The following is a 26,849-nucleotide window of genomic DNA, read 5'->3' on the forward strand; positions in this document are numbered from 1 at the left end:
TTAACATTAACAGAAATATCACCCAATTTCAACTATTTACACTACCTATTTTTTATTTGTTTTCACCCTTGAAAACGGAAGATTAGAAAACTTGGCATTCGCCAAGCCTTTGGGCGATGCCTTAGTTGCACTTATGCAGAAAGAAATATGGTTATACTTTTTACTGCAAACAAAAAAGTTACCAGTTCCAGATACAGTCTCTGAAATCCAGCAACTTCATTGTATTATTTAACTAGCTTCTATATGATCTTTTTCTTTCCTTGATAATCTATCATAAAATTGGATCATTTTTTCATTTGGCTTTGTTACCTTACTAACAATTATTATCGTTAGTAACGAAATGATTAAAGTGGGAATCATTGGTTCAATCGCATTTGAGAATACGCCCATCAATTGCAGACTTCTCCAGCCTATTGCGATAGTTCCCCCTGCCAATAACCCGGCCCATGCACCCTCTTTTGTCATATTCCGATAGTACATGCTTAACAAAATAACGACGCCACCCGTACTGCCTGCTATCAGATAAGCTATGTTCATCATTTCCATAATATATGCAGGTCTCCAAATACCGATCGGTACTGCGAGAGCACCTAATAAAATTATGATTAGCTTCGTTATTTTTAATACATTTTGGTCTGAAACTTCTTTTTTCATAGTCTTTTGGTAGATATCCCTTCCCAAGCTGGTAGCACCAGCTAAAAGCCACGAATTTGCAGAAGATAAAATCGATGCAAACACCCCTGCCATCGCAATTCCAATTATGATAGGAGGCGTATAGTCATACATATATGTAATCCACACAACCTCTGAATCTGCTATGGTAGGGTACAATACTTTTGCAGCTGCAGCTGAAAAGAATACAATCCCATACACTGGAAGGTATAAAATAGATATACCAATACCAGCTTTAATAATTTCTCTTTCACTCTTTGCAGCATAAAAGCGCGTCAAAAACCCGGGATTACCCAAATAGCCAAAGCACCAAATAAAGAACCATGAAAAAGCCATCATTGCTGTCACTGTGCCAGTAGATGTAAAATACTCTGGCTGCGTTGCACTAATGGTTGAAGCAACCTCACCCCAGCCTCCTACAGAGTTAAGGAGTAATGGCAGTGCAATTAGAAGCGACACGGTTAATACTGCCATCGCTAATAGATCCGTATTCATTACTACTACCATACCACCAAATACCGTAAAGATTATTACAATTATACAAGTGAAAATGGAGCTTGTTGCATAATCCCACCCAAACATTTGTGAAAATAAAAGTCCGCCTTGTACATATAATGTTCCTAGCAAGATAACCATCCATAAAGAAACAATAATTGAAAACACTGGACGAAGAGCCGGACTATCAAAGCGTTCAGCTAGATAATCGGAAATAGTAACCTTCCCAAAACGGCGAAGCCTTGGTCCAACAAAGAAACATAGAATAAAGTAACTCCATGCTATACCTGCATTTATCCAGAATATTGGGACACCTAAATCAAAATAAAAAGCAACCATTCCAAAGAAGGCTGCCCCACTTATTCCTGATGCCAGTAATGAACCCACGATTAAATACCAGCCACTCCCTCTTGAAGCAATAAAAAAGGAAGATAAGTCTTTTGATTTTAAATGAGATATAACTGCAACAATAGCCATTATTATCATAACAAGAGAAAAGCCTATAATAATTAAAGTATTATCCATTTTTCACACCTCTTCATTTAGATATTTCCTGATCTTCCTCATACATAGTTGAACTATCATCAGATTTTTCCCATGGAAAACGTTCGTGCTTAAGCCAGTAAACTCCTAATAGTATCGATAAAACAGTAGGTAATCCCCCAACCAATAAAAGCAGCCATACATCTGCTATCCATCCCATTCACTCACCTCATTTCACTTAACAATAGCCTACACAGAAAATGGAGCAATTTTTATATTCATACTTTCGAGCTTTTCTTTAATCGTTTTGATCATTTCTAATGCAGTTGGCGTATCTCCATGTACACAAATACTGTCGCCTTCAATCGTAATCTCATCTCCATTTATAGTGGTGACTTTTTGTTCCATAACCATTTTTATGACTCTATTTGCCACTTCATCAGGGTCTGAAATAACAGCACCTTCGTATTTTCTGGAAACTAACGAAACGTCATTATTATACGCCCTATCTGCAAATAGTTCTAAAATGAATGGCAGCCCCTTTTCCGCAGCCACCTGATGTAATTGAGAATTTGGTTTGACCAGCACAGGTAAATCCTTCCGAACTGCAAGTACAGCATCAACAATATTTGTTGCCATTTCTTTATCTGAGTCAGCCATATTATTCATGTTTCCATGTGGCTTAACATGACGAAGTGAAACACCATGTTTCTGACAGAAAATATCAAGAGCTCCGATCTGATAGATTATCAGATTCATTAGATCTTTTCTTGAGATATCAACATTCCGGCGTCCAAATCCAATTAAATCCTGAAATCCAGGATGAGCACCAATACCCACGCCATATTTTTTAGCCATCTCTACTGTATGATCCATAATATTAGGATCTCCTCCATGAAATCCACATGCTACATTCACGGAAGAAATAAGTTTTATAACTTCATCATCATACCCAAGCTTGTAAACTCCAAAACTTTCACCCATATCACAATTTAAATCAATGGTTGTTCGCATCCTGCACTCTCCTAACGATAAGAATATGATCTCAATACAGAAAAATCTTTTTCCTCTTCCATTAATAATCGATGAGCCTCTTCTATTGTGACTCTTTCAAATGTTATACGATCTCCAGGTTTAACTTGCGCTAATTTTGGTAAATCCGAGGTTATTACGCCACCTATTTTGGTATATCCCCCTATGCTCTGTCTTCCTACAAGAAATATAATCGGTTGTCCATTTTTAGGAACCTGAATTGCTCCAAAGAATATTCCCTCCGAAACGATATCAGCACCTGATTTGTGTTTGATCTCGTTACCCTCTAACCTGCATCCCATACGGTTTGTGTCTTTAGTCACCTGATAGGAACTCGAAAAAAAAGTAGTAATCGAGTCTTCTTCAAATGCTTCTTCCTGTGGTCCAAGCAGCACTCTAACTCGAACATCACTAGTGTATTTAGGAATTAAATGGTGAGGTAGTGACCGCCTTATTCCTTGAAAATGATGTATTGATTGTTCTTCAAAAGGGATCATATCCCCGCGCTTGAGTGCTCTTCCTTCTACACCTCCTATTTTTCCAATAGTATCAGTAGACCTGCTCCCCAATACTTCAGGTACCGTAATACCTCCAACGACACTTACATATGCTCTACAACCAGATCTGCAACCGGTAAAGTTGATGATATCTCCCTTATCAACTCTGACTGCAGACCACATGGACGAATCTGTATTGTTTATAGTAAAGTTGAGGTCTCCTCCTGTAACTGCAATAACAGTAGGTTTATGAACCATCATCTTTAGTCCCATAAGTGTGACTTCCAAAACCGCTGCTGACTCAGGGTTTCCTACCAATATATTTGCCATTCTATGGGCGTGGTGATCTGCTGAACCAGAAACTGCTAAACCATATTTTTGATATCCATTCCTTCCCAGATCTTGCACGGTGGTAAACACTCCAGGTTTAATAATTTCAAACATAGTACCCCCCATTTCATATCCATCAAACAAGGTATCAACTAGTTTCTCTCTTTTACAGTTGAAACATAGCTTCCCTCTTCTACTCGCTTTTTAATATCGTTAAATTCATCATTCAAAATAACTCTAAATGTGACATAGTCTCCTGCACCAAGTAAGAATGGCTGTTCTTTTTTAAAGTTATACAATTGAAGAGGTGTTTGGCCAATTATTCTCCACCCGCCTGGACTTTCTACAGGATAAATACCAGTTTGGTCGTTGGCAATCCCTACACTGCCAGGAGCTATTGAGATGCGGGGACTATCCAATCGTGGAGTCGCAATTTCTTTGGACATTCCTCCCATAAAGGGGTAGCCAGGAGTAAAACCTAGAAAATATACCAGATAAGAAGCCTCTGAATGGATTTTAATAACTTCCTCTGGTGATAAACTATTCAATTGAGCTACACTATCCAAATCCGGACCATATTCTCCACCATACAAAACTGGAATTTCAATGTGTCTTCTTTCCTGTTCGGTACTGTTACCAGATACACTCTCTAAATACGTAAGTTTCTCAACGGCGGAATGATAGGATACTTTCAAAGGATTATATTGAACAAGTAAAGTACGAAACCCAATAATAACTTCTTCAAAGTAACCATCTGCATCACGTTCTATCCTATTAGCCAAACTAACAATTCTTTTATTCGTTTTTTCATTTATATCTTCATCAAGACTCATTAAAATTGCTGAATCACCTGAAGCTTTATAGTTAAACTTTCTTCCCACACCTATCAGTCCTTTTTAAAGGAAATATATTTATTATACTAATCCTACTTTTTATGAATTCAGCTACAAGTATATAGAAAGTTACGTCTACCAGAAACCGCTTTCAAATAAGCTGTAACTTATCGTTTCATTATGTAAAATGACATTTCTTTTTTAAGTATTTAGTATAGAATACATAGCTGTTTTCTAAAAGTCAACAAATTAACCGAAAATTTTTAATTGAATTATATTTTCAGTTTCAAACTTTCAAAACGTCTTATTTCCTAAGTTAAATCTCAAACCATAGAGGTATTAGAAATATAAAAACAATTACTTTAAGCACATAAAAAGTGTTATTTCCAATCGGGAACAACACTTTTTATGATACATACATTGTACTTGTGATAAAATTGTTACAATTTATAAACTTCTGGCTTCCGATGTGAAAAAGTAGGAATATTATTTCGTACCTGCTCAACAAATGATAAATCAATATCCTGCATAGTTATTCCTTCACCTTCGTGCGCCTTAGCTATAACTGTTCCCCACGGATCAATAATAAGACTATTTCCAAAGAAAACATTGCCATTATAGGACTTTCCATACTGCCCTGCAGCAACAATATAACATTGGTTTTCAACTGCTCTTGCCCTAAGTAGTGTTTCCCAGTACATTGAACCTGTATACTGAGGGAAAGCAGCAGGTAAAAAAATCATTTGACAGCCTTCTAACGCCAAAGATCTAAAAAGTTCCGGAAAACGAACATCATAGCAAATAGATAAACCGAATTTCCCAAATTCTGTATCTGCAGTTACTAGTTTGTTTCCAGGCCTGATGTTCTCTGATTCTTTACTTGTAAACCTATCCTTAAACGTAGCATCATATAAATGTATTTTACGGTATTTTGCAATAATTTCACCATTGGTATCAAACAGTAAACTAGTATTGTATGCATATTTACTGTCAGCAACCTCATAAATGCTCCCACAATTAATGTAAATTTTATGTTCCTTAGCTTTCTTTGAAAATACATCACTAGTTGGCCCTGGAATAGTTTCTGCTTGGTTTATTATCTCAGCAGTATCACCAAAAAAATTAACACACTCTGGTAAAAGAATAATATCAGCACCTTTTCCAGCTGCTTCGTCAATAAAGTGTACTGCTTTCGAAAGATTTTTACTTTTATTTTCACCAACGTTTAATTGAATTACTGCTACTTTCATAGATTCTCCTCCTTAATAGCCTTACTAACTTAGAGATTCTTTATAATTTGATAATTCTAGAACACTATGAAGTAATATATTTGCCCCTTTTTCAATATCACTATCAAGCGTTAACTCTGCTTCCACATGACTCTTCCCTCCAACACTTGGTAAAAAAATCATGCTAGTAGGTGCAATTCTGTTAATGTATTTAGCATCATGCCCTGCACCGCTAAACATCCGTTTAACTGAATACCCTAACTTCTTTGAACCATTACATATTAGGTTAACTATTTCCGGATGAAAAGTGCTTGTCTTTACTTCCCATAGTTTATTAAATTCTAGTTGTACTTTGTGCCCCTGAGCAATTTCTTTTAGTTCCTTCTTTAGTTCATCAATTAAACGTTCTCTCACATTATCATCAATATGTCTTATATCTAATGAAAATAATACCTCTTCTGGTATACAATTTACTACATCCGGTTTAACTGACATCCTTCCAATCGTTACACTCGTTTCAGGTCCCGATAGTTCACCTTTTTCTTCAATGTGTAAAATTAGTTTCGCCGCTACCATTAGAGCATCACGTCTCATAGCCATTGGGGTGGGACCTGCATGACCTCCCTCACCAATAACCCTTAATTCAAACCAAGACATACCTTTTATCCCTTCAACTGCACCGATAGAAATTTGTTCATTTTCTAGCACTGGACCTTGTTCTATGTGTAATTCTAGAAAGGAATGGATATCTTTTATCCTGTTTTCTGAATCACCCTTGAAGCCTATCTTTTCTAATTCCTCTTTAAATGTATTACCATTTCGGTCCATTCGGCTATAAATAAAATTACGGTCAAAAACCTCTGCTATCCCGCCTGAACCTAATAATGGTGGTTCAAATCGAGCACCTTCTTCATTTGTGAAATTTACAATTTCGATTGGCCTCATAGTTTTGATATCGTTATCATTTAATGTACGCAGAACCTCTAGAGCTGTTAAGACTCCAAGAATGCCATCGAACCTTCCACCATTTGGTTGTGTATCCAAGTGTGACCCTATAAGAACCGGGGGCAAGTCAGTTAACCCACTTCGCCTACCGTACATGTTTCCAATGTCATCAATTCGAATATCCAAACCACCTAGTTCCAACCATCGAACGAAGACTTCTCTCATTTGTTTATCATCATTACTTAAAGCCAGACGACGTAAGCCATCGTCTGGAATCTTTCCTATTTGTGAACTTTTATCTAGAGTCTGTTTTAAACGTTCAAAATTAACATGTATGCTAGATTTCTCCATTTCATTCACTCCTAAAATTGCATAAGCAATGGTAATTTTTATTTGGCTTCGGATAAATAGTTTTCTTCATCATTTTGCTTTGTTATAAATGAGGTAATAAGCAATGTTAAAATTGAGAGTGGCAAACCAATAAATACCGGATGTAAACCAAAAGGATGTCCTGTAACTTGCCAAATAACTGCTATTATTAATCCGAGCCACATTGATAAAACTCCAGCTGTTCTTGTTGCACCTTTCCAAAACAGACCAAACATTACTGGAGCTAGTAGACCGGATACCAACATGGCAGTACCAGTTACCCAAAGGTTAACCAACTCTGGAATGTAAAGAGCTAGAACTAAAGCGAAAACTGAAACAATAATTACTGAATATCGACTGTATCTTAAAAGTTTAGAATCTTCAGCTTCCCTTAATCTAGGTTTAATTATATCGTTTATAATTGAAGAAGACCCTGCCATAAAAAAGGAGTCTGCACATGAAATCACTGTTGCTAAAAGTGCAACAATCATAATAATAACTAGAGGAAAATTAAAAACATAACTTATCACTTCATAATAAATAAGTGTTGGCTCCGCGTTTTCCAGTCTTAATCCGTATCTACCAAAAACGCCAATTGCAATTACAAATCCCCCTATCAGAAAGCCGACTGCAACTGACCCCCAATATCCATACATCGTTGTTTTTAAATCTTTAGCAGCCCAAAATCGTTGCCAAAGATCCTGCCTGACAAATTGATAGGCTCCGATCGTAAAGAGATATATAAAAACTTCCGAAGGTGCTATACCGAGAATACTTAAATTACTACTTTCACCGAAAGAATTAGCATACTGAGACATACTAGTCCAGTCTCCTGCTACAAATAGAACCACAAAAAACAATACAAAAATCCCTAAAGTTTGTATCGTTCCATGTATAGCATCTTGCCATATTACTGACTTCAACCCACCAAAGTATGTTTTTAAAGTTAATAATATCCAACTTATAACAATACCAGTAGTCATGTTAATCCCGACAGTCAAATTTAAAATTGTTGCTATTGCGACGAATTGCATACCAGTAATCGCACAGTAAGCAACTAATATACTTATCACCGTAGGTATACGTGCTCCTTCTCCATAACGTAAAGCTGTAAAGTCGCCAATGGTAACCATATTATGTTTTTCTCCAAGTAGCCTAATCCGCTTGACCAATAAAGAAGCCATAAGAACCCCTGCAATAAGGCCGCCAATATTTAACCATTGTTGCCCCATACCTAACGAAAAACCATTTGTCATATATCCCAACAATGTTGCGCCACCTATTGCCGTACCAACAAACGTCAAAATTAACGGAATTAGTGAGACTGACCTTCCAGCAACATTGTAATCATCATAAGTTTTTATTTTTCTGTTGTTAATATAAAGCGAAACTCCAAAAAGAAAAACAAAATAAACAATTACAACTATACTTAATATTATTCGTTCTTGACCATTGAACATACTGATCACCCTCTCGTGATTTCTTTTGTCATCGATTCACTATAAATCAATCTTCCATTTATAAAAGTACTTTCCACATTTATATCTTTTAAGTTTTCAACATCTATATCAAACGGGTCATCAGACACAACGATAATATCAGCTTTGCCCAATGGTCTTATTACACCAATAGATTGTTCTTCAAATGAACTATAAGCCGCATCAGACGTATAAGCTTTAAGAGCATCAAATACTGATATGTTTTGAGTCTCGTCTAATACCTGTCCAGTCATAGATTTTCTAGTCACCGCTGCATATATTCCTGTCCATGGATTCCCACCGGTAACAGGTAAATCTGAATTCCCTGGTGCAACAATCCCATATTCTTTAAATGACTTATGAGGATAAACCCTCTTCATTCGTTCTGATCCTAAATTATTCAAATAACTGTCGCCAATATGATAAAGGAAACCGATAGAGGAACCAGCAATCAACTCCATTTTTTTCATTCTGCTTAAATGGTTTTCTGTAGGAAGTGCACAATGTTCAATTCGATTACGCATAGTTGAGATATCCATAGATTTGCTTGCTTCCTCAAAACCTTGTAAGGCTACTTCTATAGCTCTTTCTCCAATCCCATGAATAGCTACTCTAAGTCCAGATTCCATAGCTTGTTTCATATAAGGTGAAACATCTTTAACATCACAATACAATATTCCTTTATCATTACTATTTTCATAGGATTCGTTTACAGCTGCTGTTCTGCCTCCGACACTACCATCAAGCATAAATTTCATGCCTTGTATCTTCAGCATGTCATTCCCAAATCCACTTCTTAACCCTGTAGATAAAACTTCATTATGGAGTCCAGTCATGCCATTTTGATCTAGTGCCCAGATCCATGGACGTACTCTTACATCCAACTCATCATTTTCGAGAAGATATTGATAGACTTGTAATTCTGCAGTTTGTGTAGACATATCATGAACCGTTGTAATACCCCATTTAGCAAAGTCCTTTTGAGCAAGCTTCATTCCTTTAACAACATCTTTAAACTCGTAATGAGGGATAGACAGCAGACCTTGGGCTTTTTCCTGAAGTAAGCCGGTTATTTCACCTGAAAACTCATCATGTACGATATGACCGCCTTTTGGATCTTTTGTTTCCTTTGTAATTCCACTTATTTCTAACGCCTTAGAGTTAGCAACAGCTACGTGACTACAAGTTCTTTTAAGAATCACCGGATGATTGGGAGCAACCTTATCTAAATCCCAACGTGTAGGATTGCGTTTCTCTTGCAACTTTGAATCATCCCAACCCCAACCTCTGATCCATTGGCCTTCCTGCGTTTCTCCAGTTTGCTCCTGAACTTTAATGAGAATATCTTCAATTGATGATACTTGAGGGGTACGGCAATCTATTTCTAATAAATTTAATCCATACAGAGCAGGATGAATATGACTTTCTACAAATCCCGGCAATACAGTTTTCCCATTCAAATCCGTAATTTCTGTATTATCTCCTTGCCAGGATAATGAATCTTCTTTATCCCCTACAAAAATTATCAAGCCGTCTTTCACCACAACACTGTTAGCTTTGGGGAGTGCTTCATCCATAGTAATCACATTTGCATTTATCAAAATTAAATCTGCCTCTTTATAGTTTCCCACAATAACTCCTCCTATTTTTTAGCAATTATTATTACTAATCTCATTTCTCTATTTCATTTTCGATATTACTTCCTCGCAAATATGAATGCGCTTTCAATTTTGTTGTTTTTATCCACACTATTTTACACTCTGTCATGCGCTTGTCTATTCTTCTTTTTAAACCACTAAACAACAAACTATTCAATTCTCCTCTTTTTAAAAAAGGAATATAAAAAACCAGAATATAGCCAGGATGATAGGCATCTCCCGACGATATAACTGGTTTTTGATCTAAGGATTTGCTTTACTTATCAAGTAAAGTCAATTAGATTCGGCAGTTAATTTATTTATTATTTGTAACTTTAACAAAAGTAAAATAACTTGTCAATAATTTTGTGAACTGATACATAGAAAATTTTTCTGTAAAAGTACGTAATTTAAGATTTAGGACCTATTAAATTAGCCAAATAACTCTCTTCAATTATTCAATGAGGGTAAATATAATAATATGATGGAGAAAGATAGTGTGTTTGAAAAGATAAAAGATGCTACGAGACAAACTCTTAATAGAAGAGATTATGAATTTTAGTAAATAAATCAAATTATAAAAGATCAAGCACAAAAAAATGAACTATCCCCTGTCAATAAACAGGGGATGGTTCATAAATATAGGGATCATGATAAATTTTAATAAGAGATTTTCACTGCCACAGTCTGATTAAAATCTCAGCATTTTGAACAAGAACTCTCTTAGCATCAGATGAGATGTGTTCCTCCAAAGCTTTATTGTTAATATGCCTCAGGAAGTCCTCCATTTTTTCTATTGCCTCTTTCAGCTGACCTTCTTCAAAATGATGTTCCGCTTGTTTTAATTTGTTGTTTAACTGGATTTTGAGCGGGTCATTTAATTCGCCAGCTTTAGCATAATATTCCATTAAATCCTTTATATATCCGGTATTTATATCATAGGCCATGGCACTTCCGCCACCTCTGCGAACAGCTTCAGCAACTGGTTGCTTATTGCCATCAGCTGTAAACCCAATCCCGTTAAAGGAGCCTATGCCCTGCGTGAGATCCGATATTTCGAATTTATGACCCAATGTTTTTAATTCTTCGTATTCTTGTGTCTTTGTAAACTCTTTTTCAATAATTGTCTCACCGGATATTTTATTTTGTTGTGAAATTCTCGCCATTTCTACTACATCAGGTAAGTCTATGCCTCTGTCCAAGTAGGACAAGATAATCTGACTTACGGTTGTGATAATTGTAAGACTACCAGGAGCTCCCCCTGCAAAGACAGGCTTACCATCCTGCATGATGATAGTTGGCGCCATAGTACTTAACGGTTTCATATGGGGTGCAGCTCCATTCGGCTCTCCTTCAGCTGCAAAAGAACGTGTTCGATTAGCCAGGACATCGTTAAGCATAAAACCATAGCCAGGAACAACAATTCCGCTTCCACCAATTGATACGATCGTGTTTGTATAAGCAACAACGTTCCCATATGGATCTGCTACTGTCAAATTAATCGTTTCACTGGAACCTTCTTCTTCATCGGTGTTTTCTTCCAAATCTGCATCCTCGTTAACTAGATTATCCGTTTTCATGCTCTCCACATTAGCAGCCATATCTTCAACTCGTATATCTCCTATGTGAATGCCAGCACCGTCTTCTCCAAACTCATATGCACCAATCATCAGACTTCCTGAGGCGCTAACCGAGTCATCTTCTGCTACAACGTCCCATTCACTAGGTTCTTCTTCATTTTCATTCCATACTTTAACAGCTAGTTCATTTCCAACAACCTTAAAACGAAGCATCATTTCTTCATCTATAAATTCATAATCAATGTCATGTAACCACGTGTTATTTCCATTTTCTGATTTCACTAAACGAATTCGATCTTGTGCAGGTCTAACATCCACCCCATAACCGTTATATGGGGAAATAGTTGGAGAAGGATAATCAGCACGCAACCAGAATCTAAGATGTGGGTCTGAGTCTGTATTCAAATCTGAAAAATGAAAAGGTACAAGTAACTCAGCGTTTTCAGTTGCACTCATATTAGCAACAGCAGTTCCATATGATGTATTTGCTGGTAGTTCTATACTTCCATAACCGTCACCACTTTGTTCCATGGTTGAATTTCTTGTATAAAGTGTAAACTTATCACTATTCCATGGGTCACCAGCATCTCCAGTGAACTGATTAGAAAAACCTGGCTCTGTATACGCACGTTCATCTGTTTCTTCCACTGTGATAGATCCTATTTTAAATCCACCAGCACCCGCACCGTCTCTATGCTCACGTGCACTAATGAGTAAGCTGCCTTCATCGGTAACCGAATCATCTTCTGCGATCAGATCCCATTCTTCTGGTTCCTCTTCGCCATCTTTCCATACTTTAACAGACAATTGATCGTCTACGACCTTAAAACGCAGCCACTGCAATTCATCTGTGACATTGTGATTAAATCGGGCAATTTCTTCAAGTGAACCATCTACAGTTTTAACTAGCCGGATACTGTTCCATGCCGATCTAATGTCCACTCCGTAACCATTGCTCGGACTTTGAAGGTTTGTAAATCTATCCGAACGCAGCCAAAAACGCAGGTCCCTGCTTTCACCAGGTTCGATGCCAAAAGGAACAAGTAATTCCTGGTTTTCAGCTCTTTTCATTTGAGTTAATATCCTTGCAGATGACCTATTTTGATCAGCTAGTTCAATACGACCAAAGCCTTCTCCATCAAGATCGACCGTAGCACCATCTTGAGTTTCAATCGAAAACTTACGATCATCCCAAGCATCTCCTTCTTCTCCTGCAAAGTCATAGTCAAACCCTGGATCCAATTCAGGACTAAGTTCATCCGTTTCAACAACATTAATTGGTCCCACACCGAAAGAGCCACCACCATTTGTTTCCTGGAATTCTATCGTACTGATTAACAAGCGACCCGGATCAATAACCGAATCATCCTCTACAACAAGATTCCAGTACTCCGGTTCATCCTGACCATCTGCCCATACTTTTACGGATAGTTGGTTATCGACGACTTTAAATCGCAACCATTGCAATTCATCTGTCAAATCATGATCGAACTCTGCGAATACACCACCTTCACCCTCGGCTCTGTTAATTAATCGAATATCATTGTAACCAGAGCGAATTTCTACACCGTACCCATTATGAGGACTCGAACTTAAATTAAACCCATCGGCACGTAACCAAAAGCGTAAATAACGATTAGCTCCAATATCATTAATTCGAAAAGGCACAAGTAGTTCTTGATTTTCTGACCATTTCATTTGAGCCGTAGCTCGTCCTGCTGAATTTCTGCGATCTCCTATCTCGAAATGACCGAATCCATTTCCATCTAGTTTAAAATCCGTATCATAGGACGTATCTACAAAAAATTTATCTTGATCCCAATTATCCCCCTCATCACCGGCAAAGTCATATTCAAAGTTTGCTTCCAATTCTGGTAATGGATCAGGGATATGATCTGGATTTTCTTGATAAAGCCACGCATCTCCCGGAGCTATTTTTCCAACTGCAGCTGTTTCACCGATTCTTTGACGGCGATCTTCAGCAAATCTTTTTGACATCAGTCCATCCACTGGTACATCAACATGAACTGGATCACCATGATACTGACCTCGATCAGCAAATCCCAAACGGGAAGCCTCAATGAAATGATGGTAAAATTCAGTATCTGACATATCGGAGAGCTCATAACCTTCAAGAATATTTAATATCTCGCCAATTAACAGTCCACCACTCGACACTGGCGGCATTCCATAAAAATCATAATCTCTGTACGTGGTAGTTATTGGATCACCAGTAACTACATCATAAGCAGCAAAGTCTTCCATTGTCATATCACCAGCTAAAACTTCTGCGTGTGGGTTCTCAACTACCGGTGGCTGGTTCACCGCTTCTACTATGGCTTCTCCAATCTCACCATTATAAAAAATATCACTACCCTTTTCAGCAATCAGCTCAAATGCATGAGCTAAATCAGGGTTTTTCAATACACTTCCTGCCTCAGGAACATCTCCACTCTCTGTTAAAAAGATATTCGATGTAGATTCAAACAAACGGAATCGATCAGCATTTTCCGTAATTTCTCTAACTAAATTATCATCGATTACAAAGCCTTCTTTAGCCAAAGTAATTGCTGGTTGAAGAACGTCAGCTAATGTCATTGTTCCATAATCAGCTAAAGCTTCTTCCCAGGCTTTTACAGTTCCTGGAACACCAACGGATCGACCACCATCTCTACGCACTTCACTTGGATAAATCTCTCCATTTTCATCTTCAAAGGCCTCAATAGTAAATGATTCTGGAGACATGGAACGATGAGTAAGAGTGACATGCTCATCTTCCTCTTCATGGAAGATATTCATCATACCTCCGCCTCCAATTCCGCCAGAAAAAGGACGAGTTAAATTATGTACAGCTGCTGCCGCAATAGCAGCATCTATCGCATTACCGCCATTTCCCATAATATCCAAAGCTGCCTGTGAAGCTAATGGATGCTCAGACGCAACTGCTCCCCCATTCCCTAATGCACTAGGTTCTTGTTCATTGTAAGGGTTTTCAAAGTTATCATCATAGTCAAATCCGGTAGCCTGTCCAACCATAGTAGGTGATAAAACTATCGAAATACTTAATAAAATACATAATAACTGTTTGTGCTTCCACTTAGACATTAACTTCCTCCTCTTAAATGTTTTATTTTAACTTAGTTATACATGAACCCCTTTCCTCCCCCAATCCTTCATATTCAAGTGTTTATATATCATTGGATTGTTTAAAATTAATTCTATATTATAAAAATTTAAAAAACAATTCATTGTGATAAAATGAGTATGTAGATCTATTCGTTGCTTTTAGTGGTTCTTTTTACCCAACAGAAGAATGTAAACTGTATGTATTCATTTAAAACCAGAAAGTCATTTATTTACTCTTCGTATCAAAAAAATCCCCTGTAGAGATTCTACAGAGGATAGAGAATAAACCTTATTCGGTGTGTGTTCTTGCCTTCTCTCTAAAAGGTTGAACCTATTGCAATAAACGAGAGGGAAAAGTAACTATTGTAGTTCCCTTTGTTAATAGATCTTCAACCAAAGAATCTATTACAAATTTCCTATAGACAAATACTTCGTTTCCAGATACGGATCAATGCCTTCTGAGCCACCTTCTCGACCAAGTCCACTCTCTTTCATTCCACCAAAAGGAGCATGGGCAGCAGAAGGAGCACCATCATTCCAGCCGAGTATTCCAAAGTCCAGTTGTTCATGTAAATACGTGCCCGTTTTATAATTATTGGTAAAGAAATATGCTGCCAGGCCATATGGCGTACCATTTGCAATAGCTATTGCCTCATCAATTTCCTTGAAGGTTGAAATAGGTATAATCGGACCAAATGTTTCCTCCTGCATGATCTTCATATCGGAATCCACATTATTTAATACAGTAGGATGAACAAAGAAATAACCTTCATCTCTATTCGCATCGTATTCATTGCCGTGAAGAACTTCGGCTCCTTTTTCAATCGCATCATTCACCTGGGACACAATCTTTTCAAAGCCCTTTTCATTAATAACTGGTCCTACTTGCGTATCTTTTTCCAATCCATTGCCAACTTTTAATGCTCTGACTTTTTCAGTCAGTTTTTCAGCGTATTCTTCTGCAATGCTTTCATGCACAAGAACGCGATTCACACAAATACAGGTTTGACCAGCATTTCTGAATTTGGAAGCGACCGTTTGCTCTACAGCAAAATCAATATCTGCATCCTCTGCTATAATCATTGGAGCATGTCCGCCTAATTCCATGGAGACATGTTTAACCGTATCGGCACTATTTTTAATTAGTAATTTTCCAACAGGGGTAGAGCCTGTGAAGGTAATCTTTCGGACAAACTCGCTATCTGTAAATAGACTTCCAACCTCACTGCCTATTCCATTGACACATTGTAATACATCTGACGGAATACCTGCTTCGTATGCCAGTTCAACCAGTTTCATTGTTGTTAATGGGGTTTCTTCTGCCGGTTTAACGACAAATGTACACCCGGCAGCTAAAGCAGGTGCTGCCTTTCTAGTCATCATTGCTGCTGGAAAATTCCATGGTGTAATCGCCGCAACTAACCCAACTGGTTGGCGACTTACCATAATACGTTTAGTTTCTGAAGCAGCTGGAATCGTACGTCCATATAAACGCTTCGCTTCTTCTGCGTACCAGTCAATATAACTTGTTGCATAATCGACTTCACCCAGGGATTCCTGTATCGGTTTTCCGCTTTCAAGTGTCATCGTTTCTGCAATTACCTCTTTATTTTCCTGTATTTTCAAAGACCAGTTCTTAAGTAAACGAGCACGTTCGTGGGCATTAACTTTTGACCAGCTTTGAAAACTTTCGTGCCCTCTCTTTAATGCCTGGTTAATCTCTTCTTCCGTGTTCTTCCGTACCTCTTGAATTAATTGACCTGTCGCAGGATTTTTTACTTTAATCGATTTTGTCATCTTTTTACCTCCCTTTAGCAATACACACGTCTTATCTTTTAGCTTTCTTTTTCAATAGGTAAGCATTATGCAAAGGATTTTTCCAGTATGGATAAACCTTTGGCTAATTCTTCATCTGTAATGACTAATGGTGCCAGGAACCGAACAACATTTCCATGTAAACCTGCCGCTAGTAATAATAGACCATTGTCATTTGCGTTTTTCACGATCGCACCTGTTTTATTTTTATCAGGCACCTTCGTTGTACGATTATCAACTATTTCAATTGCAACCATAGAACCTAAGCGACGAATTTCTCCTGCATATTCATGCTTTTCCTGTAGTTCCTTTAATTTATCTTCAATTTTTTTCCCAAGTATTTCAGATTTAGAGAGTAAATCCTCTTCTTGAATAATATCAATTACAGCTAATGCAGCAGCACAAGCAACTGGACTTCCAGCATAAGTACCTCCTAGTTCCCCCGGATTCGCAGCATCTAATATCTCTGTTCTACCTACAACGCCACTTAAAGGTAGTCCGGCAGCTAATGATTTTGAAACCGTAATAAGATCCGGAACCACGTCAAAGTGCTCAATTCCAAATAATTTCCCTGTTCGTCCAAATCCTGTTTGAATTTCGTCAGCTACAAAAACAATTCCATGCTCTTTACAGAATTCACTTACGAACTGCACGAACTTTTTCGGTGGAATAATGAATCCACCTTCACCCTGAACAGGTTCCATGACAACGCAGGCAACCGTTTCTGGAGCTACTGTTGCTATAAAAAATTCTTTGAACTCCTCGATCATGTTGTCGATATATTCTTCTTCTGTCAAATTAGCTGGCTTACGGTATACATACGGATATGGTGCCTGGTATACTTCTGGAGAAAAAGGTCCAAACCCAAACTTATATGGCTTTACCTTACTTGTCATACTCATCGTCATATTCGTTCTGCCATGAAATCCTCTTACAAAAGATACGACTGCCTGTCTGCCAGTATATTTGCGGGAAACTTTAACTGCGTTTTCAACAGCTTCTGCCCCTGAATTTAGAAGTAAAGCCTGTTTATCGAAATCTCCAGGCGTAATCTGACATAATTTTTCTGCCAAATAAATATATCCCTCGTACATCATCACATTGAAACCAGGATGCAGGAATTTTTCTACTTGGTTCTTTACTGCTTCATTAACTTTTGGATGACTATGTCCCACATTTAATGTTCCAATAGCACCTGCAAAGTCGATCCATTCATTTTCATACTTATCCGTTATGGTTGCACCCTCTGCATGCTGAGCAATATTTAAATTGCCATTACTGACACCCTTAGGTATATATTTTTTTCGTTTATTTTGTAATTCTTCTGTTGATATGTGTAACGTTTCCATCTATTTACCCCCTAATTATGTAAGAATATAGACTAGTATGACAAAATATTGGTACAATAAAAAGCACCAGATTCCTATTTTTTTAGGTACCAGAAAGAGGGTTGCACATGTTTTTTTTAGAACTAGATAAGAAAGGGAAGTCGACTTATATTTACCAGCAAATCTATGAACAATTAAAAAGCTCTATTTTAGAACATAAATTAACAGAGAACGAAAAGCTGCCTTCCAAAAGAAAATTAGCTGATAGCTTGGATATTAGTATCAATTCTGTCTCAAACGCATATGAACAATTACTTGCTGAAGGGTATATCTACACAATTGAAAGAAAAGGATATTACGTTGAAAATATCACGGGGTTTATACATAATAATGACGGTGCCAAAAATAACTTACCAGTTGATTTAGAGGAAAGTTTCTATGATAAGGAGGGATGGCTCTCTCTATCCCATATGACTGCAAATATATCCATGTTTCCTTTTAAGGAATGGGTTAAATGCCAGAATAAAGCGATAGACAATTATAAAAATGAACTCTCTGAGATCGCTCACCCTCAAGGCCCTTATGTTGTAAGAAAAACAATTTCCCAAATGATTGCACAATCACGAGGCGTTAAATGTTACCCAGAACAAATTATTATTGGTACTGGAACACAACCCCTAATGTGGCAATTAATGAATTTACAAAAATTGAGTAGTAAAATTGCTGTTGAAGATCCGGGATATTCCCGCATTTATCAATTATTAAAAAGCATGAACTACGATGTATCACCTGTAACATTAGATAACAAAGGGATAGATATACATGAAATTGAAGCCATTGATCCAAACATTTTATTCATTACACCATCACATCAATTCCCAACCGGAACAATTATGCCGATTTCGAGACGGATTGAACTCTTAAATTGGGCGTCGACTTCCACCAACAGATATATTGTTGAAGATGATTATGATAGTGAATTTAAGTATGGAACAGATAATATTCCCTCTTTGCAAAGCTTGGATCAAAATCACCGGGTAATATATGCTGGTACTTTTTCAAAAACACTCTTACCAAGTTTCCGAATTAGTTATATCGTGTTACCTCCTGAATTATTAAGAGCGTATCAGAATTATTATTCCGATTGGGTACAGGGAAGTAATACACTCAGTTTATATACATTACATTACTTTATTAAAGGTGGAGAATACGCCAAACATATTAAGCGAATGAATCACCACTACGAAATGAAAAGAAAAACGTTGATCAAACAACTTCAAGCAACATTTAAGGATAATATCGACATTCAAAATGTCCCTGCCGGCCTTCATTTTCTTGCCCATTTCAAAACAGAGAAGAGGTACGGGGAAATTGAAGATATGGCAAAGAAAGAAAAGCTTGAAGTATATTCCATAAAACGATTTATGTTAAAGGAAAAAGAACTTGAAGGAAATAGCATTCAATTAGTAATAGGGTTTGCAAATATAAAAACTGAGGATATTGAGCAAGCTGTAGACAGGCTATACCGGATTATTAACAATTGATCAATTACTCCTATTGGAAAAGAAACCACAACGAATATTAAGTAGTTCCGTTTAGAAGGAGAAGCATCATAAACAGCATATTGAGTAGCATATCTAATAACAGAGTGAAAATGGTTATGATCATCTTCGAATTAGGTTGCTAATAATATTGCACATCGTCACGTTATTTTAACCCTTCCTAAAAAGTTACAAAGGGTAATTATTATTTTATGTTAAACTAAGTATATATGATTGTGAAAATTCAGTTCTTTTATAGAAGTAGTAGAAAAGTATAATAAAACTTAAATAACATAGATATAAATACGTATGGAGGATTGAGAGTGTGGATGTAAATGGATTTGCATATTCTGCAAGCTTGACTAATGCTTTGACGATTGAGATTCCAGAGAGTAAATGGGATATTCAATTGATTCCAGAGTTAGGTACATTGAGAAAATTATTTATACATATAGTTCGGGTAAGAGATGTATATAGTGATGGACTTAGAACTGGAAAAGTTGAATTTCCTGGCATATTACCATCAAATGAAAATATAATTGATGAAATGGAAAGAAGTATGGAAGAGTTAGCTTCAGCATTTAGACAAACAAAATTCAAACAAATAAAAATGGGTTCAGATTATTTGTCAATCGCTGAACTACAAGGTACAACAATACAACACGAAAGTATTCATCAAGGACAATACTATGTGGCACTTAAACAGTCAGGGGTTGGGTTACCTAAACAGTGGGTTCAGGACTGGAATATGTAAAACATTAGAAATGTAAAGTTTTTGATAATATGTACTTAAAGTAACGCAAGAGTTGAATACGATTACGTTTATAAGATCTATTAGTTCTGAATTAGCTGAAAAGCTGATTTTTGAGTTGAAACATTTTTTCATTATAAGTAAATTAAGAAAAAAGTAGGTTTTCCCAAAAATAGGCCAATAAAGGCTTGGTATGTATAAAAATGGTAGGTTCACAAGAGGAGGTATTATTAATGGAATTTACTCACACTCGGTTACTTGTAGACAATTATAAAGAATGTTTTCTATTTTATAGAGATGTATTGGGATTTGATGTTACTTGGGGAGATGAAAATTCTAATTATGCTGATTTCAAATTTAATGGTGCTACTTTAGGTATTTTTGAACGTAAACAGATGGTTGAAGCTCTAGGTGAGGAATATTCTACTGATATTGAAAAAAGCTGATAGAACAGCTTTAATTTTTAAAGTAAAAAGCGTGGAAGAGACATATCAAGAATTAAAAAGTAAAGTAAAGTTTATCACTAAACCGACTGAACAAAGAGATTGGGGCATCAAGGTAGCTCATTTTAGAGATCCTGCAGCTTCACTTATAGAGATTTACGAAAGCATCTAAAATAAACAACTCATATATATACATATTTTTAATTTTAACTGGTGCAATCCCTCAATAAGTTTCCTTTATGTAAGTTAATTCGGATATTACATTATATGGAAATACTAAAGACCGACTCAATAAAGTCGGTCTTTAGTATTTCTAATTACACTGTTAGTGGCGATTATGGTTGCTAATTGAGTGTCTTTTTGCATTTTCTCCACGTTATCTGAATCACCTAAACTTCTTCGAACACTTTACTGTGTCGAGGAATTACTGCCAGCTTTATGCCAGATAAATTTCCCTCTTGCCTGCTGATAAGTAGGTATTTCATTTTCAGGTCGTAGTCATAGCTATTGATTTATATACTTTTTTATTTTACGGATCGCCGATGACTGGCTAATACCAAGACTCTCTGCAACTTTATAGCTGGACTTGTATAAATCATACGATTCTATAATTAAATACCGTTCCAATTGCTCGAGTTTGTCTGGTAACGATTTAGCATGTGAAATGGAACCAGCTTTGATATTCGGTGGCAGCTGATCTAACTTAATTTCACTTGTATCGGAAGTAATTACTAATTTTTCTAATAAATTTCTCATCTCTCTTACATTTCCAGCCCATTCATATTCGAAAAAGGCATTCATAACAATTGGGGAGAGACTTACCGTTTGTCCATACTTTTCATTCAATTGATTTAAGAAGTAAAAGGCGAGCGGAGAAACATCTTCTTTTCGTTCCCTAAGAGGTGGAACTTTAATGGGAATAACATTAAGTCTATAGTAAAGATCTTCCCTGAATTTCCCTTCCTTTACGAGTTCTTCAAGGTTTTTTCGAGTAGATACCAAAAATCGAATATCCATCTCCACTTTATTATTTCCTTGTGTTACAAGTTGTTGATTTTCCAACACATTCAAGAGTTTGGATTGCATATCATATGGCATTTCATCTATTTCGTCTAAATATAGCGTACTCCCATTCGTAAGTTCAATTATCCCTCTCACTCCGTAATCCTTACTTCCAAATAACTCCATATCTAAAGCTAAGTTAGAAAGGTTTGCACAATTAACTTCTTTATAAGGGCTTTGATTTCGATGACTTAAAGAATGTATTTTTTTTGCCATCATATTTTTCCCTACACCGGTTTCTCCACTAATGAGTACGGTTGTATCTGTCCGTGCTATCTTCAATGTGAGCTTCAAGACATTTTTCATTGATTCACTTTGGGCTATAACATCTTTAAATTCCTGGTCTTGTTTATCTTGGTCATTTTCTTTTAATTGTTTTTCTAACAAGTTAATACGTTGCTGCAGCTCAGAGTTAATCGTTAAATCCCTAGCATAACTGATAACCCGAAGTAGCTTACCCTCATCATTAAAAATAGGTCTTGATTTTACAAATAAGCGCTTTCCACGAGTTGTTCTTTGCATGATCTCTACAGGACGCTCTCTTTTCAGAACTTCAATTGTTGCTGAAGGGTAAAACAAACTATCTTCCAGTTCTTTAATATTCTTCCCGATTAATTGCTCTGCTGGAATCCCATAGTTATATTCACATACTTCATTCACAAGAAGTACAGTACCCATGTTGTCCGTTACAAAAATTTCATCTGAGAAATGATCGACTATTTCTGTTAATAATTCGTTGTCATACTTTTCTTCCATAATATCACCTGCGTTGTTAAGTTATTAAAAGTATAACATTATTTACCGATTTGCATTTTCATACACTTTTTTATCGTACAGAGCTAGCTAAACGAACAACGGACTCTCCTAATACCTTTACAGATTTCTCAATATCTTCCCATGACGTTTCTTCTTCTTCACAGTGACTCTTACCGTTAACACTTGGGCTAAATAACATGACTGTAGGTCCTAAATTATTCATATACATCGCGTCATGCCCCGCACCACTGAACATTTCATGGTAACCAATGCCATGCTGCTGACAGCTGCTCTGTAACAAGTCAATTAATGATTCATCAAACAATACTGGCAGCATTAAGGACAAATCCTCACAAAGACTCTGTGTATCATCCTCAAGAGCTACTTCACGTATTAATGTTTTTGCCGTTTCAATGCGCCTTAACAGTACCTTTTTATTAGGATGACGGATATCCATTGAGAATGTAACTTCGCTGGGAATAACGTTAATAGTATTCGGTAAAGAACTAATCTTTCCGAATGTCACCAGGGTTTCATCACCGAGGTTTTCCACCCATTCTCCTATTCTCATAATGGCTTTGGCAGCACTTTGCATTGGGTCGCGCCTGTAAGATATTGGGGTTGTCCCTGCATGATCAGATTCTCCTGTGAACTGAACCGTATGCCATGATAAACCTTGAATACCTTTTACTAATCCTATAGGCAATCCTTGTTGCTCCAATACTGGCCCTTGTTCAATATGAAGTTCGAAAAATGCCTCGAATTCCTTTAATCGATTAGCTTTATCCCCCTTGTAACCAATACGCTCTAGTTCACTTTCGAATGTTATGCCGTCGTCATCAACCATATCATAGACATGTTGTTTTGAAAAAACACCGGAGATTGCACCGCTACCAAGCATCGGATTCGGAAAACGTGCACCTTCCTCGTTAGTAAAGACCACTACTTCCACAGGGGTTTCTAATGGCTCAATTTCAAGGAGTGATTCAAGAATTTCAAATCCCGCAAGCACTCCTAATGAACCATCATATTTCCCTCCTTTTGGAACTGTGTCAAGATGTGACCCAATTACTATAGGTTTTTTACTTGCAGTTCCTTCTTTTCTTACATATATATTACCAAAATCATCAATCCGAACAAGAAAGCCAGCTTGTTTCGACCAGTCTATGAATGTGTCCCTAGCTATTTTATCCTGATCTGATAATGCTAAGCGATGGACGCCTTCATTCTCCGTAGAGCCTATTGACGCCATCTCATAAAATCGTCTTTGTAGCCGTTTCATATTAATTTCCATGATACCTCTCCTTTATAACCCTAATTGTACAAAGAAATACCCCCAAACGATTATTGATATCCCAATGAAACTGATAGCAATTCCCATCGTTCTCTTATATTCCTTTTTAAGTTTAGCTAATCCATTTTCTTCCGCTAGAATGGTCTTTATTGTACTTGAAGAAGCTTTAGTTTGTTTCATTTCCTTGTAATACAACTGTTCGTGTTCCGTTGGTTTAGTTAATAATCCAACACCGACTAAAGATACAATAGCTAGTGTAAATGCAATCATCAAGGCATCAATATGAACTGGTAATGTAATCCATCCACTTTTCGCCAGTTCTGTAACGGTAACGAATGTTATAACACCCGTTAGCATACTTGTTATAGCAGCTTTACTGTTCATACGCTTCCATTCTAATCCTGCTACTACAGTAGGTAACCAACCTGCTCCAAAAATTGCACCGGCATAGATCGATATCCAATAAATAGCGGATGGCTGGGAAATTGCAATTACACAAACAACGACACCCACAAGAATTTGTGCCCATCTTGCCGCTCTGAGTGATTCTTTCTCACTTGTTGGCTTAGACCGTAAATTTTCATATAAGTCACGAGAAAGCGCAAAACCTACCAAAACAAATAGCGTTGATGCTGTTGACATAATAGACGCCATGAGGCCTGCTAGTCCTATTCCTCCCAAAAATTCTGGTACGTGATTTAAGAATCCAATAATCATAACATTATCAAGGTTTTCAATTCCTGGTTGAAGGAATCTCATTCCACCTGCAGCTATAAATACAATAACTTGCATAAGTGGTGCAAAGAATACACCAATTACAGCTGCTTTCAATATTACAAAGTCGTTCTTGGCCGGAAACACCCTCGAAACCAATGCAGGAGTACAAGAAAAGAATAATATCCAGACAAGAAATTGCGAAATCGACCATCCAAGCGGCTGCTGATTTGCACCTTCAATAGACCAATAAAAAGGAATAGTCTCAGCAAGCCCTTTTATTTCTTCAAAACCCGCTTTCCCTATGATCATAGGTGCGATAACAACTGATATGGCAAGCATCGTGAAAAACATCAAGGTATCTGTAATTACTACACCATACATTCCACCTAGAGCACAGAAAATCAATAATGCTACCGTGAAAAGTACAATCATAACAGGGAAGGAAATATTTGTAACTTGACTTAGTACTAAACCTGCACCAATAAGTTGAATTACTCCATAACCCAGAAGGCCAATAATCATAATAACTACAGCGATAACACTAACTGTTTTATTTTTAAACCGTTTTTCAAAAAAATCTGGCATTGTTTTACAACCTAATGCCTTCATCTTGCGTCCAATATAGACAACAGCTACCAACGTTCCAATCCATGCACCAAACGATCCCAGTGCTGCTATTACCAGCGGTCCTTCCGCATACGAAACCCCTGAAATACCAAGCACAGTAGTTGCACTTAAATACGTCGCAGCCAAAGTCCCTACAATTAGTAAAGTTGTCCCTTTTTCTCCCATAACATAAAAATCATCTCTACTTTTAACAAATCTGGTAATACCCGCACCAACTAATATATAAATTGCTAACATAATAAAAAAGATACTAGTAGTCATAATAGATAATCCCTCCTCTTTTAATTAACCTTTTTTCGATTTATCTATTTCCTCATCTTCTGAACTGTTAATTCCATTACCCTCCAGTTCATCGATTACTGGTTTGTATTCTTTACGTAAAATCCATATAACCACCGCTGACGATAGAACCGTAGTTAATATACAGTTAAAAAACAGAATAAACACATCTACATTCATATCAAATCTCCTCCTTTTATTGTTCTTCCTCTATTTCACACCAACTGATTAATGTTTTCGCAATAATAAGAGCAGTCTCAAAGATTTTTTCCAATTCAATATACTCATTTGGATAATGAGCCATGTTAGTAACACCCGGACCGTATACAACAACAGGGACTCCGGCAAGTTGACTCAACAAACCTCCATCGGTACCCCACGGCGATGCCTCTACAAGCGGCTTCTCTCCAGTTACATCAAAATGGGATTCATAAAGTGTTTTCATTAAAGGATGTTTCTCGTCTATCTCACCTGGAAGCCACCTCGCGCCAAACCATTCAACTTCAACGGAAGCATTCGCGAACCACTCATCCGTTTTAGGTAAACCAGCTAAGTGATCTTCTAGAGATTGACTTGCGTCTTTTGGCGATTCCCCGGGCGCAATTCCCATTCTTCCTTCTAATATCACATGGTCTGCTACAGAGGATGGCCAGTTTCCACCATTGATTTTACCTATATTTATCGGTATTGGTATGGGGTTATTTTTAAATAGGGGATCTGTTAAGCTATTATTGCGCTGTTTCTCTAATTCGAGAATAGCATCATGTACAATCATTGATTTTTCAATAGCACTCACTCCTTCATACCGCGTTCCTCCATGCGCAGATTTTCCATAAACATGGACTTTGAACCACATAGAGCCCTGTTGCTTTGGAAATATCCGCATGTTCGTCGGTTCTGGAATCAATGCAGCATCTGCACGATAACCCCGCTCAATTGCAGCTAAGGTTCCTGACCCACCACTTTCTTCTTCTACCACACTCTGAAATATGACGTCCCCTTTTAATTTAATTCCACTTCGTTGGATTGCCTCAACAGCTAATAAAGCCGAAAGATTTCCACCTTTCATATCCGTCGATCCTCGGCCATATAACTTATCATCAATCACCTTTCCGGAGAATGGGTCATCAATCCATTGATCTAAGTCTCCCTCGGGTACTACATCAACATGACCATTTAAAATAATGGACTTCCCAGTACCAGAACCTTTTAGAACACCCACCACATTTTCACTTCCTGCAAAATCGGAACGGGAAGCGCAAAAATACTCATGTTCGGATAATAATTCATAATCAAGCTTCCATTTATCAACCTCGAAGCCACTCTCCTCCAGGCGGTCTGCTATAAGTTGTTGAATTCCTGACTCATTCCCAGCTTTACTAGGCTCTTGTACCATTTGTTGTAATAGGTTTGTATATGATTTTTTATTTTTCTCAATATAAGACTTTATTTGTTCAATATGCTTCATATTAACCCTCCTAATTTTCTGAGTTTTTTATATTCACATATTATCAGAAAAGTATCGGTTTT

Annotated in this window: 21 protein-coding genes; 4 read left to right on the forward strand and 17 right to left on the reverse strand. The window is 37.1% G+C overall.

The annotated features are described in order from the left end of the window. Window positions 1-228 precede the first annotated feature (228 nt). From QGM71_RS07115 to gabT, 12 genes are all read right to left on the reverse strand, one after another. Entirely contained in the window at window positions 229-1,692 is a 1,464-nt protein-coding gene (locus QGM71_RS07115; RefSeq protein ID WP_327606831.1) for a sodium:solute symporter family protein, read from the reverse strand. A gap of 13 nt (window positions 1,693-1,705) precedes the next feature. After that, a complete protein-coding gene (locus tag QGM71_RS07120) occupies window positions 1,706-1,870 on the reverse strand; it encodes a hypothetical protein (protein WP_327606832.1) in 165 nt (54 codons plus the stop codon). Window positions 1,871-1,899: 29 nt separating this feature from the next. Further along, window positions 1,900-2,664, reverse strand: coding sequence for a LamB/YcsF family protein (locus QGM71_RS07125; RefSeq protein WP_327606833.1), 765 nt, complete (start codon window positions 2,662-2,664; stop codon window positions 1,900-1,902). A gap of 11 nt (window positions 2,665-2,675) precedes the next feature. Then, window positions 2,676-3,623 (reverse strand): 5-oxoprolinase subunit C family protein, encoded by a 948-nt coding sequence (locus QGM71_RS07130; protein WP_327606834.1) that lies wholly within the window; start codon window positions 3,621-3,623, stop codon window positions 2,676-2,678. A 38-nt stretch (window positions 3,624-3,661) separates the two neighbouring features. Further along, entirely contained in the window at window positions 3,662-4,390 is a 729-nt protein-coding gene (gene pxpB, locus QGM71_RS07135) for a 5-oxoprolinase subunit PxpB (protein ID WP_327606835.1), read from the reverse strand. A 392-nt stretch (window positions 4,391-4,782) separates the two neighbouring features. Continuing rightward, window positions 4,783-5,592 (reverse strand): carbon-nitrogen hydrolase family protein, encoded by an 810-nt coding sequence (locus tag QGM71_RS07140; RefSeq protein WP_327606836.1) that lies wholly within the window; start codon window positions 5,590-5,592, stop codon window positions 4,783-4,785. A gap of 24 nt (window positions 5,593-5,616) precedes the next feature. Then, on the reverse strand, window positions 5,617-6,867 hold the full coding sequence (locus QGM71_RS07145; RefSeq protein WP_327606837.1) for a Zn-dependent hydrolase: 1,251 nt from the start codon (window positions 6,865-6,867) through the stop codon (window positions 5,617-5,619). Window positions 6,868-6,905: 38 nt separating this feature from the next. Next, on the reverse strand, window positions 6,906-8,345 hold the full coding sequence (locus tag QGM71_RS07150; RefSeq protein WP_327606838.1) for a sodium:solute symporter family protein: 1,440 nt from the start codon (window positions 8,343-8,345) through the stop codon (window positions 6,906-6,908). A 5-nt stretch (window positions 8,346-8,350) separates the two neighbouring features. Beyond that, the gene (locus tag QGM71_RS07155) at window positions 8,351-9,994 is read right to left on the reverse strand and encodes an amidohydrolase (protein WP_327606839.1); all 1,644 of its coding nucleotides are present in this window, start codon (window positions 9,992-9,994) and stop codon (window positions 8,351-8,353) included. Window positions 9,995-10,674: 680 nt separating this feature from the next. Next, on the reverse strand, window positions 10,675-14,685 hold the full coding sequence (locus QGM71_RS07160; protein ID WP_327606840.1) for a gamma-glutamyltransferase: 4,011 nt from the start codon (window positions 14,683-14,685) through the stop codon (window positions 10,675-10,677). Window positions 14,686-15,111: 426 nt separating this feature from the next. Then, window positions 15,112-16,503, reverse strand: coding sequence for an NAD-dependent succinate-semialdehyde dehydrogenase (locus QGM71_RS07165; RefSeq protein WP_327606841.1), 1,392 nt, complete (start codon window positions 16,501-16,503; stop codon window positions 15,112-15,114). Window positions 16,504-16,568: 65 nt separating this feature from the next. After that, window positions 16,569-17,870 (reverse strand): 4-aminobutyrate--2-oxoglutarate transaminase, encoded by a 1,302-nt coding sequence (gene gabT, locus QGM71_RS07170; RefSeq protein WP_327606842.1) that lies wholly within the window; start codon window positions 17,868-17,870, stop codon window positions 16,569-16,571. 107 nt (window positions 17,871-17,977) lie between these two features. Here gabT and gabR point away from each other — a divergent pair, with 107 nt between their 5' ends. From gabR to QGM71_RS07190, 4 genes are all read left to right on the forward strand, one after another. Next, on the forward strand, window positions 17,978-19,393 hold the full coding sequence (gene gabR / locus QGM71_RS07175) for a MocR-like transcriptional regulator GabR (RefSeq protein WP_327606843.1): 1,416 nt from the start codon (window positions 17,978-17,980) through the stop codon (window positions 19,391-19,393). A 322-nt stretch (window positions 19,394-19,715) separates the two neighbouring features. Continuing rightward, window positions 19,716-20,144, forward strand: coding sequence for a DinB family protein (locus QGM71_RS07180; RefSeq protein ID WP_327606844.1), 429 nt, complete (start codon window positions 19,716-19,718; stop codon window positions 20,142-20,144). A 230-nt stretch (window positions 20,145-20,374) separates the two neighbouring features. Then, window positions 20,375-20,587 carry a VOC family protein gene (locus QGM71_RS07185; protein ID WP_327606845.1) on the forward strand — a complete coding sequence of 71 codons (213 nt, stop codon included), beginning with the start codon at window positions 20,375-20,377 and terminating at the stop codon, window positions 20,585-20,587. Continuing rightward, window positions 20,574-20,756, forward strand: a complete 183-nt coding sequence (locus tag QGM71_RS07190) for a VOC family protein (protein ID WP_327606846.1) — start codon at window positions 20,574-20,576, stop codon at window positions 20,754-20,756. The genes QGM71_RS07185 and QGM71_RS07190 overlap by 14 nt, the downstream gene beginning before the upstream one ends. A gap of 332 nt (window positions 20,757-21,088) precedes the next feature. Here QGM71_RS07190 and QGM71_RS07195 read toward each other — a convergent pair whose 3' ends face one another. From QGM71_RS07195 to QGM71_RS07215, 5 genes are all read right to left on the reverse strand, one after another. Beyond that, entirely contained in the window at window positions 21,089-22,402 is a 1,314-nt protein-coding gene (locus QGM71_RS07195; RefSeq protein WP_327606847.1) for a sigma-54 interaction domain-containing protein, read from the reverse strand. 70 nt (window positions 22,403-22,472) lie between these two features. After that, window positions 22,473-23,696, reverse strand: a complete 1,224-nt coding sequence (locus QGM71_RS07200; protein WP_327606848.1) for a Zn-dependent hydrolase — start codon at window positions 23,694-23,696, stop codon at window positions 22,473-22,475. Between the two features lie 12 nt (window positions 23,697-23,708). Further along, window positions 23,709-25,301 (reverse strand): sodium:solute symporter family protein, encoded by a 1,593-nt coding sequence (locus tag QGM71_RS07205; RefSeq protein ID WP_327606849.1) that lies wholly within the window; start codon window positions 25,299-25,301, stop codon window positions 23,709-23,711. A 24-nt stretch (window positions 25,302-25,325) separates the two neighbouring features. Next, window positions 25,326-25,499 carry a hypothetical protein gene (locus QGM71_RS07210; RefSeq protein ID WP_327606850.1) on the reverse strand — a complete coding sequence of 58 codons (174 nt, stop codon included), beginning with the start codon at window positions 25,497-25,499 and terminating at the stop codon, window positions 25,326-25,328. 16 nt (window positions 25,500-25,515) lie between these two features. After that, window positions 25,516-26,787, reverse strand: a complete 1,272-nt coding sequence (locus tag QGM71_RS07215) for a peptidase (protein ID WP_327606851.1) — start codon at window positions 26,785-26,787, stop codon at window positions 25,516-25,518. Between the last annotated feature and the right edge of the window lie 62 nt (window positions 26,788-26,849).

Source organism: Virgibacillus tibetensis (genome assembly GCF_036026595.1).
Classification (GTDB): domain Bacteria; phylum Bacillota; class Bacilli; order Bacillales; family Amphibacillaceae; genus Virgibacillus_P; species Virgibacillus_P tibetensis.

Coding starts and splice junctions, on each gene's coding strand:
- QGM71_RS07130 (WP_327606834.1), bottom strand. CDS start 3,623: ATGTTTGAAATTATTAAACCTGGAGTGTTTACCACCGTGCAAGATCTG.
- QGM71_RS07185 (WP_327606845.1), top strand. CDS start 20,375: ATGGAATTTACTCACACTCGGTTACTTGTAGACAATTATAAAGAATGT.
- QGM71_RS07210 (WP_327606850.1), bottom strand. CDS start 25,499: ATGAATGTAGATGTGTTTATTCTGTTTTTTAACTGTATATTAACTACG.
- QGM71_RS07195 (WP_327606847.1), bottom strand. CDS start 22,402: ATGGAAGAAAAGTATGACAACGAATTATTAACAGAAATAGTCGATCAT.
- QGM71_RS07165 (WP_327606841.1), bottom strand. CDS start 16,503: ATGACAAAATCGATTAAAGTAAAAAATCCTGCGACAGGTCAATTAATT.
- gabT (WP_327606842.1), bottom strand. CDS start 17,870: ATGGAAACGTTACACATATCAACAGAAGAATTACAAAATAAACGAAAA.
- gabR (WP_327606843.1), top strand. CDS start 17,978: ATGTTTTTTTTAGAACTAGATAAGAAAGGGAAGTCGACTTATATTTAC.
- QGM71_RS07115 (WP_327606831.1), bottom strand. CDS start 1,692: ATGGATAATACTTTAATTATTATAGGCTTTTCTCTTGTTATGATAATA.
- QGM71_RS07120 (WP_327606832.1), bottom strand. CDS start 1,870: ATGGGATGGATAGCAGATGTATGGCTGCTTTTATTGGTTGGGGGATTA.
- QGM71_RS07125 (WP_327606833.1), bottom strand. CDS start 2,664: ATGCGAACAACCATTGATTTAAATTGTGATATGGGTGAAAGTTTTGGA.
- QGM71_RS07160 (WP_327606840.1), bottom strand. CDS start 14,685: ATGTCTAAGTGGAAGCACAAACAGTTATTATGTATTTTATTAAGTATT.
- QGM71_RS07205 (WP_327606849.1), bottom strand. CDS start 25,301: ATGACTACTAGTATCTTTTTTATTATGTTAGCAATTTATATATTAGTT.
- QGM71_RS07145 (WP_327606837.1), bottom strand. CDS start 6,867: ATGGAGAAATCTAGCATACATGTTAATTTTGAACGTTTAAAACAGACT.
- QGM71_RS07150 (WP_327606838.1), bottom strand. CDS start 8,345: ATGTTCAATGGTCAAGAACGAATAATATTAAGTATAGTTGTAATTGTT.
- QGM71_RS07140 (WP_327606836.1), bottom strand. CDS start 5,592: ATGAAAGTAGCAGTAATTCAATTAAACGTTGGTGAAAATAAAAGTAAA.
- QGM71_RS07215 (WP_327606851.1), bottom strand. CDS start 26,787: ATGAAGCATATTGAACAAATAAAGTCTTATATTGAGAAAAATAAAAAA.
- QGM71_RS07200 (WP_327606848.1), bottom strand. CDS start 23,696: ATGGAAATTAATATGAAACGGCTACAAAGACGATTTTATGAGATGGCG.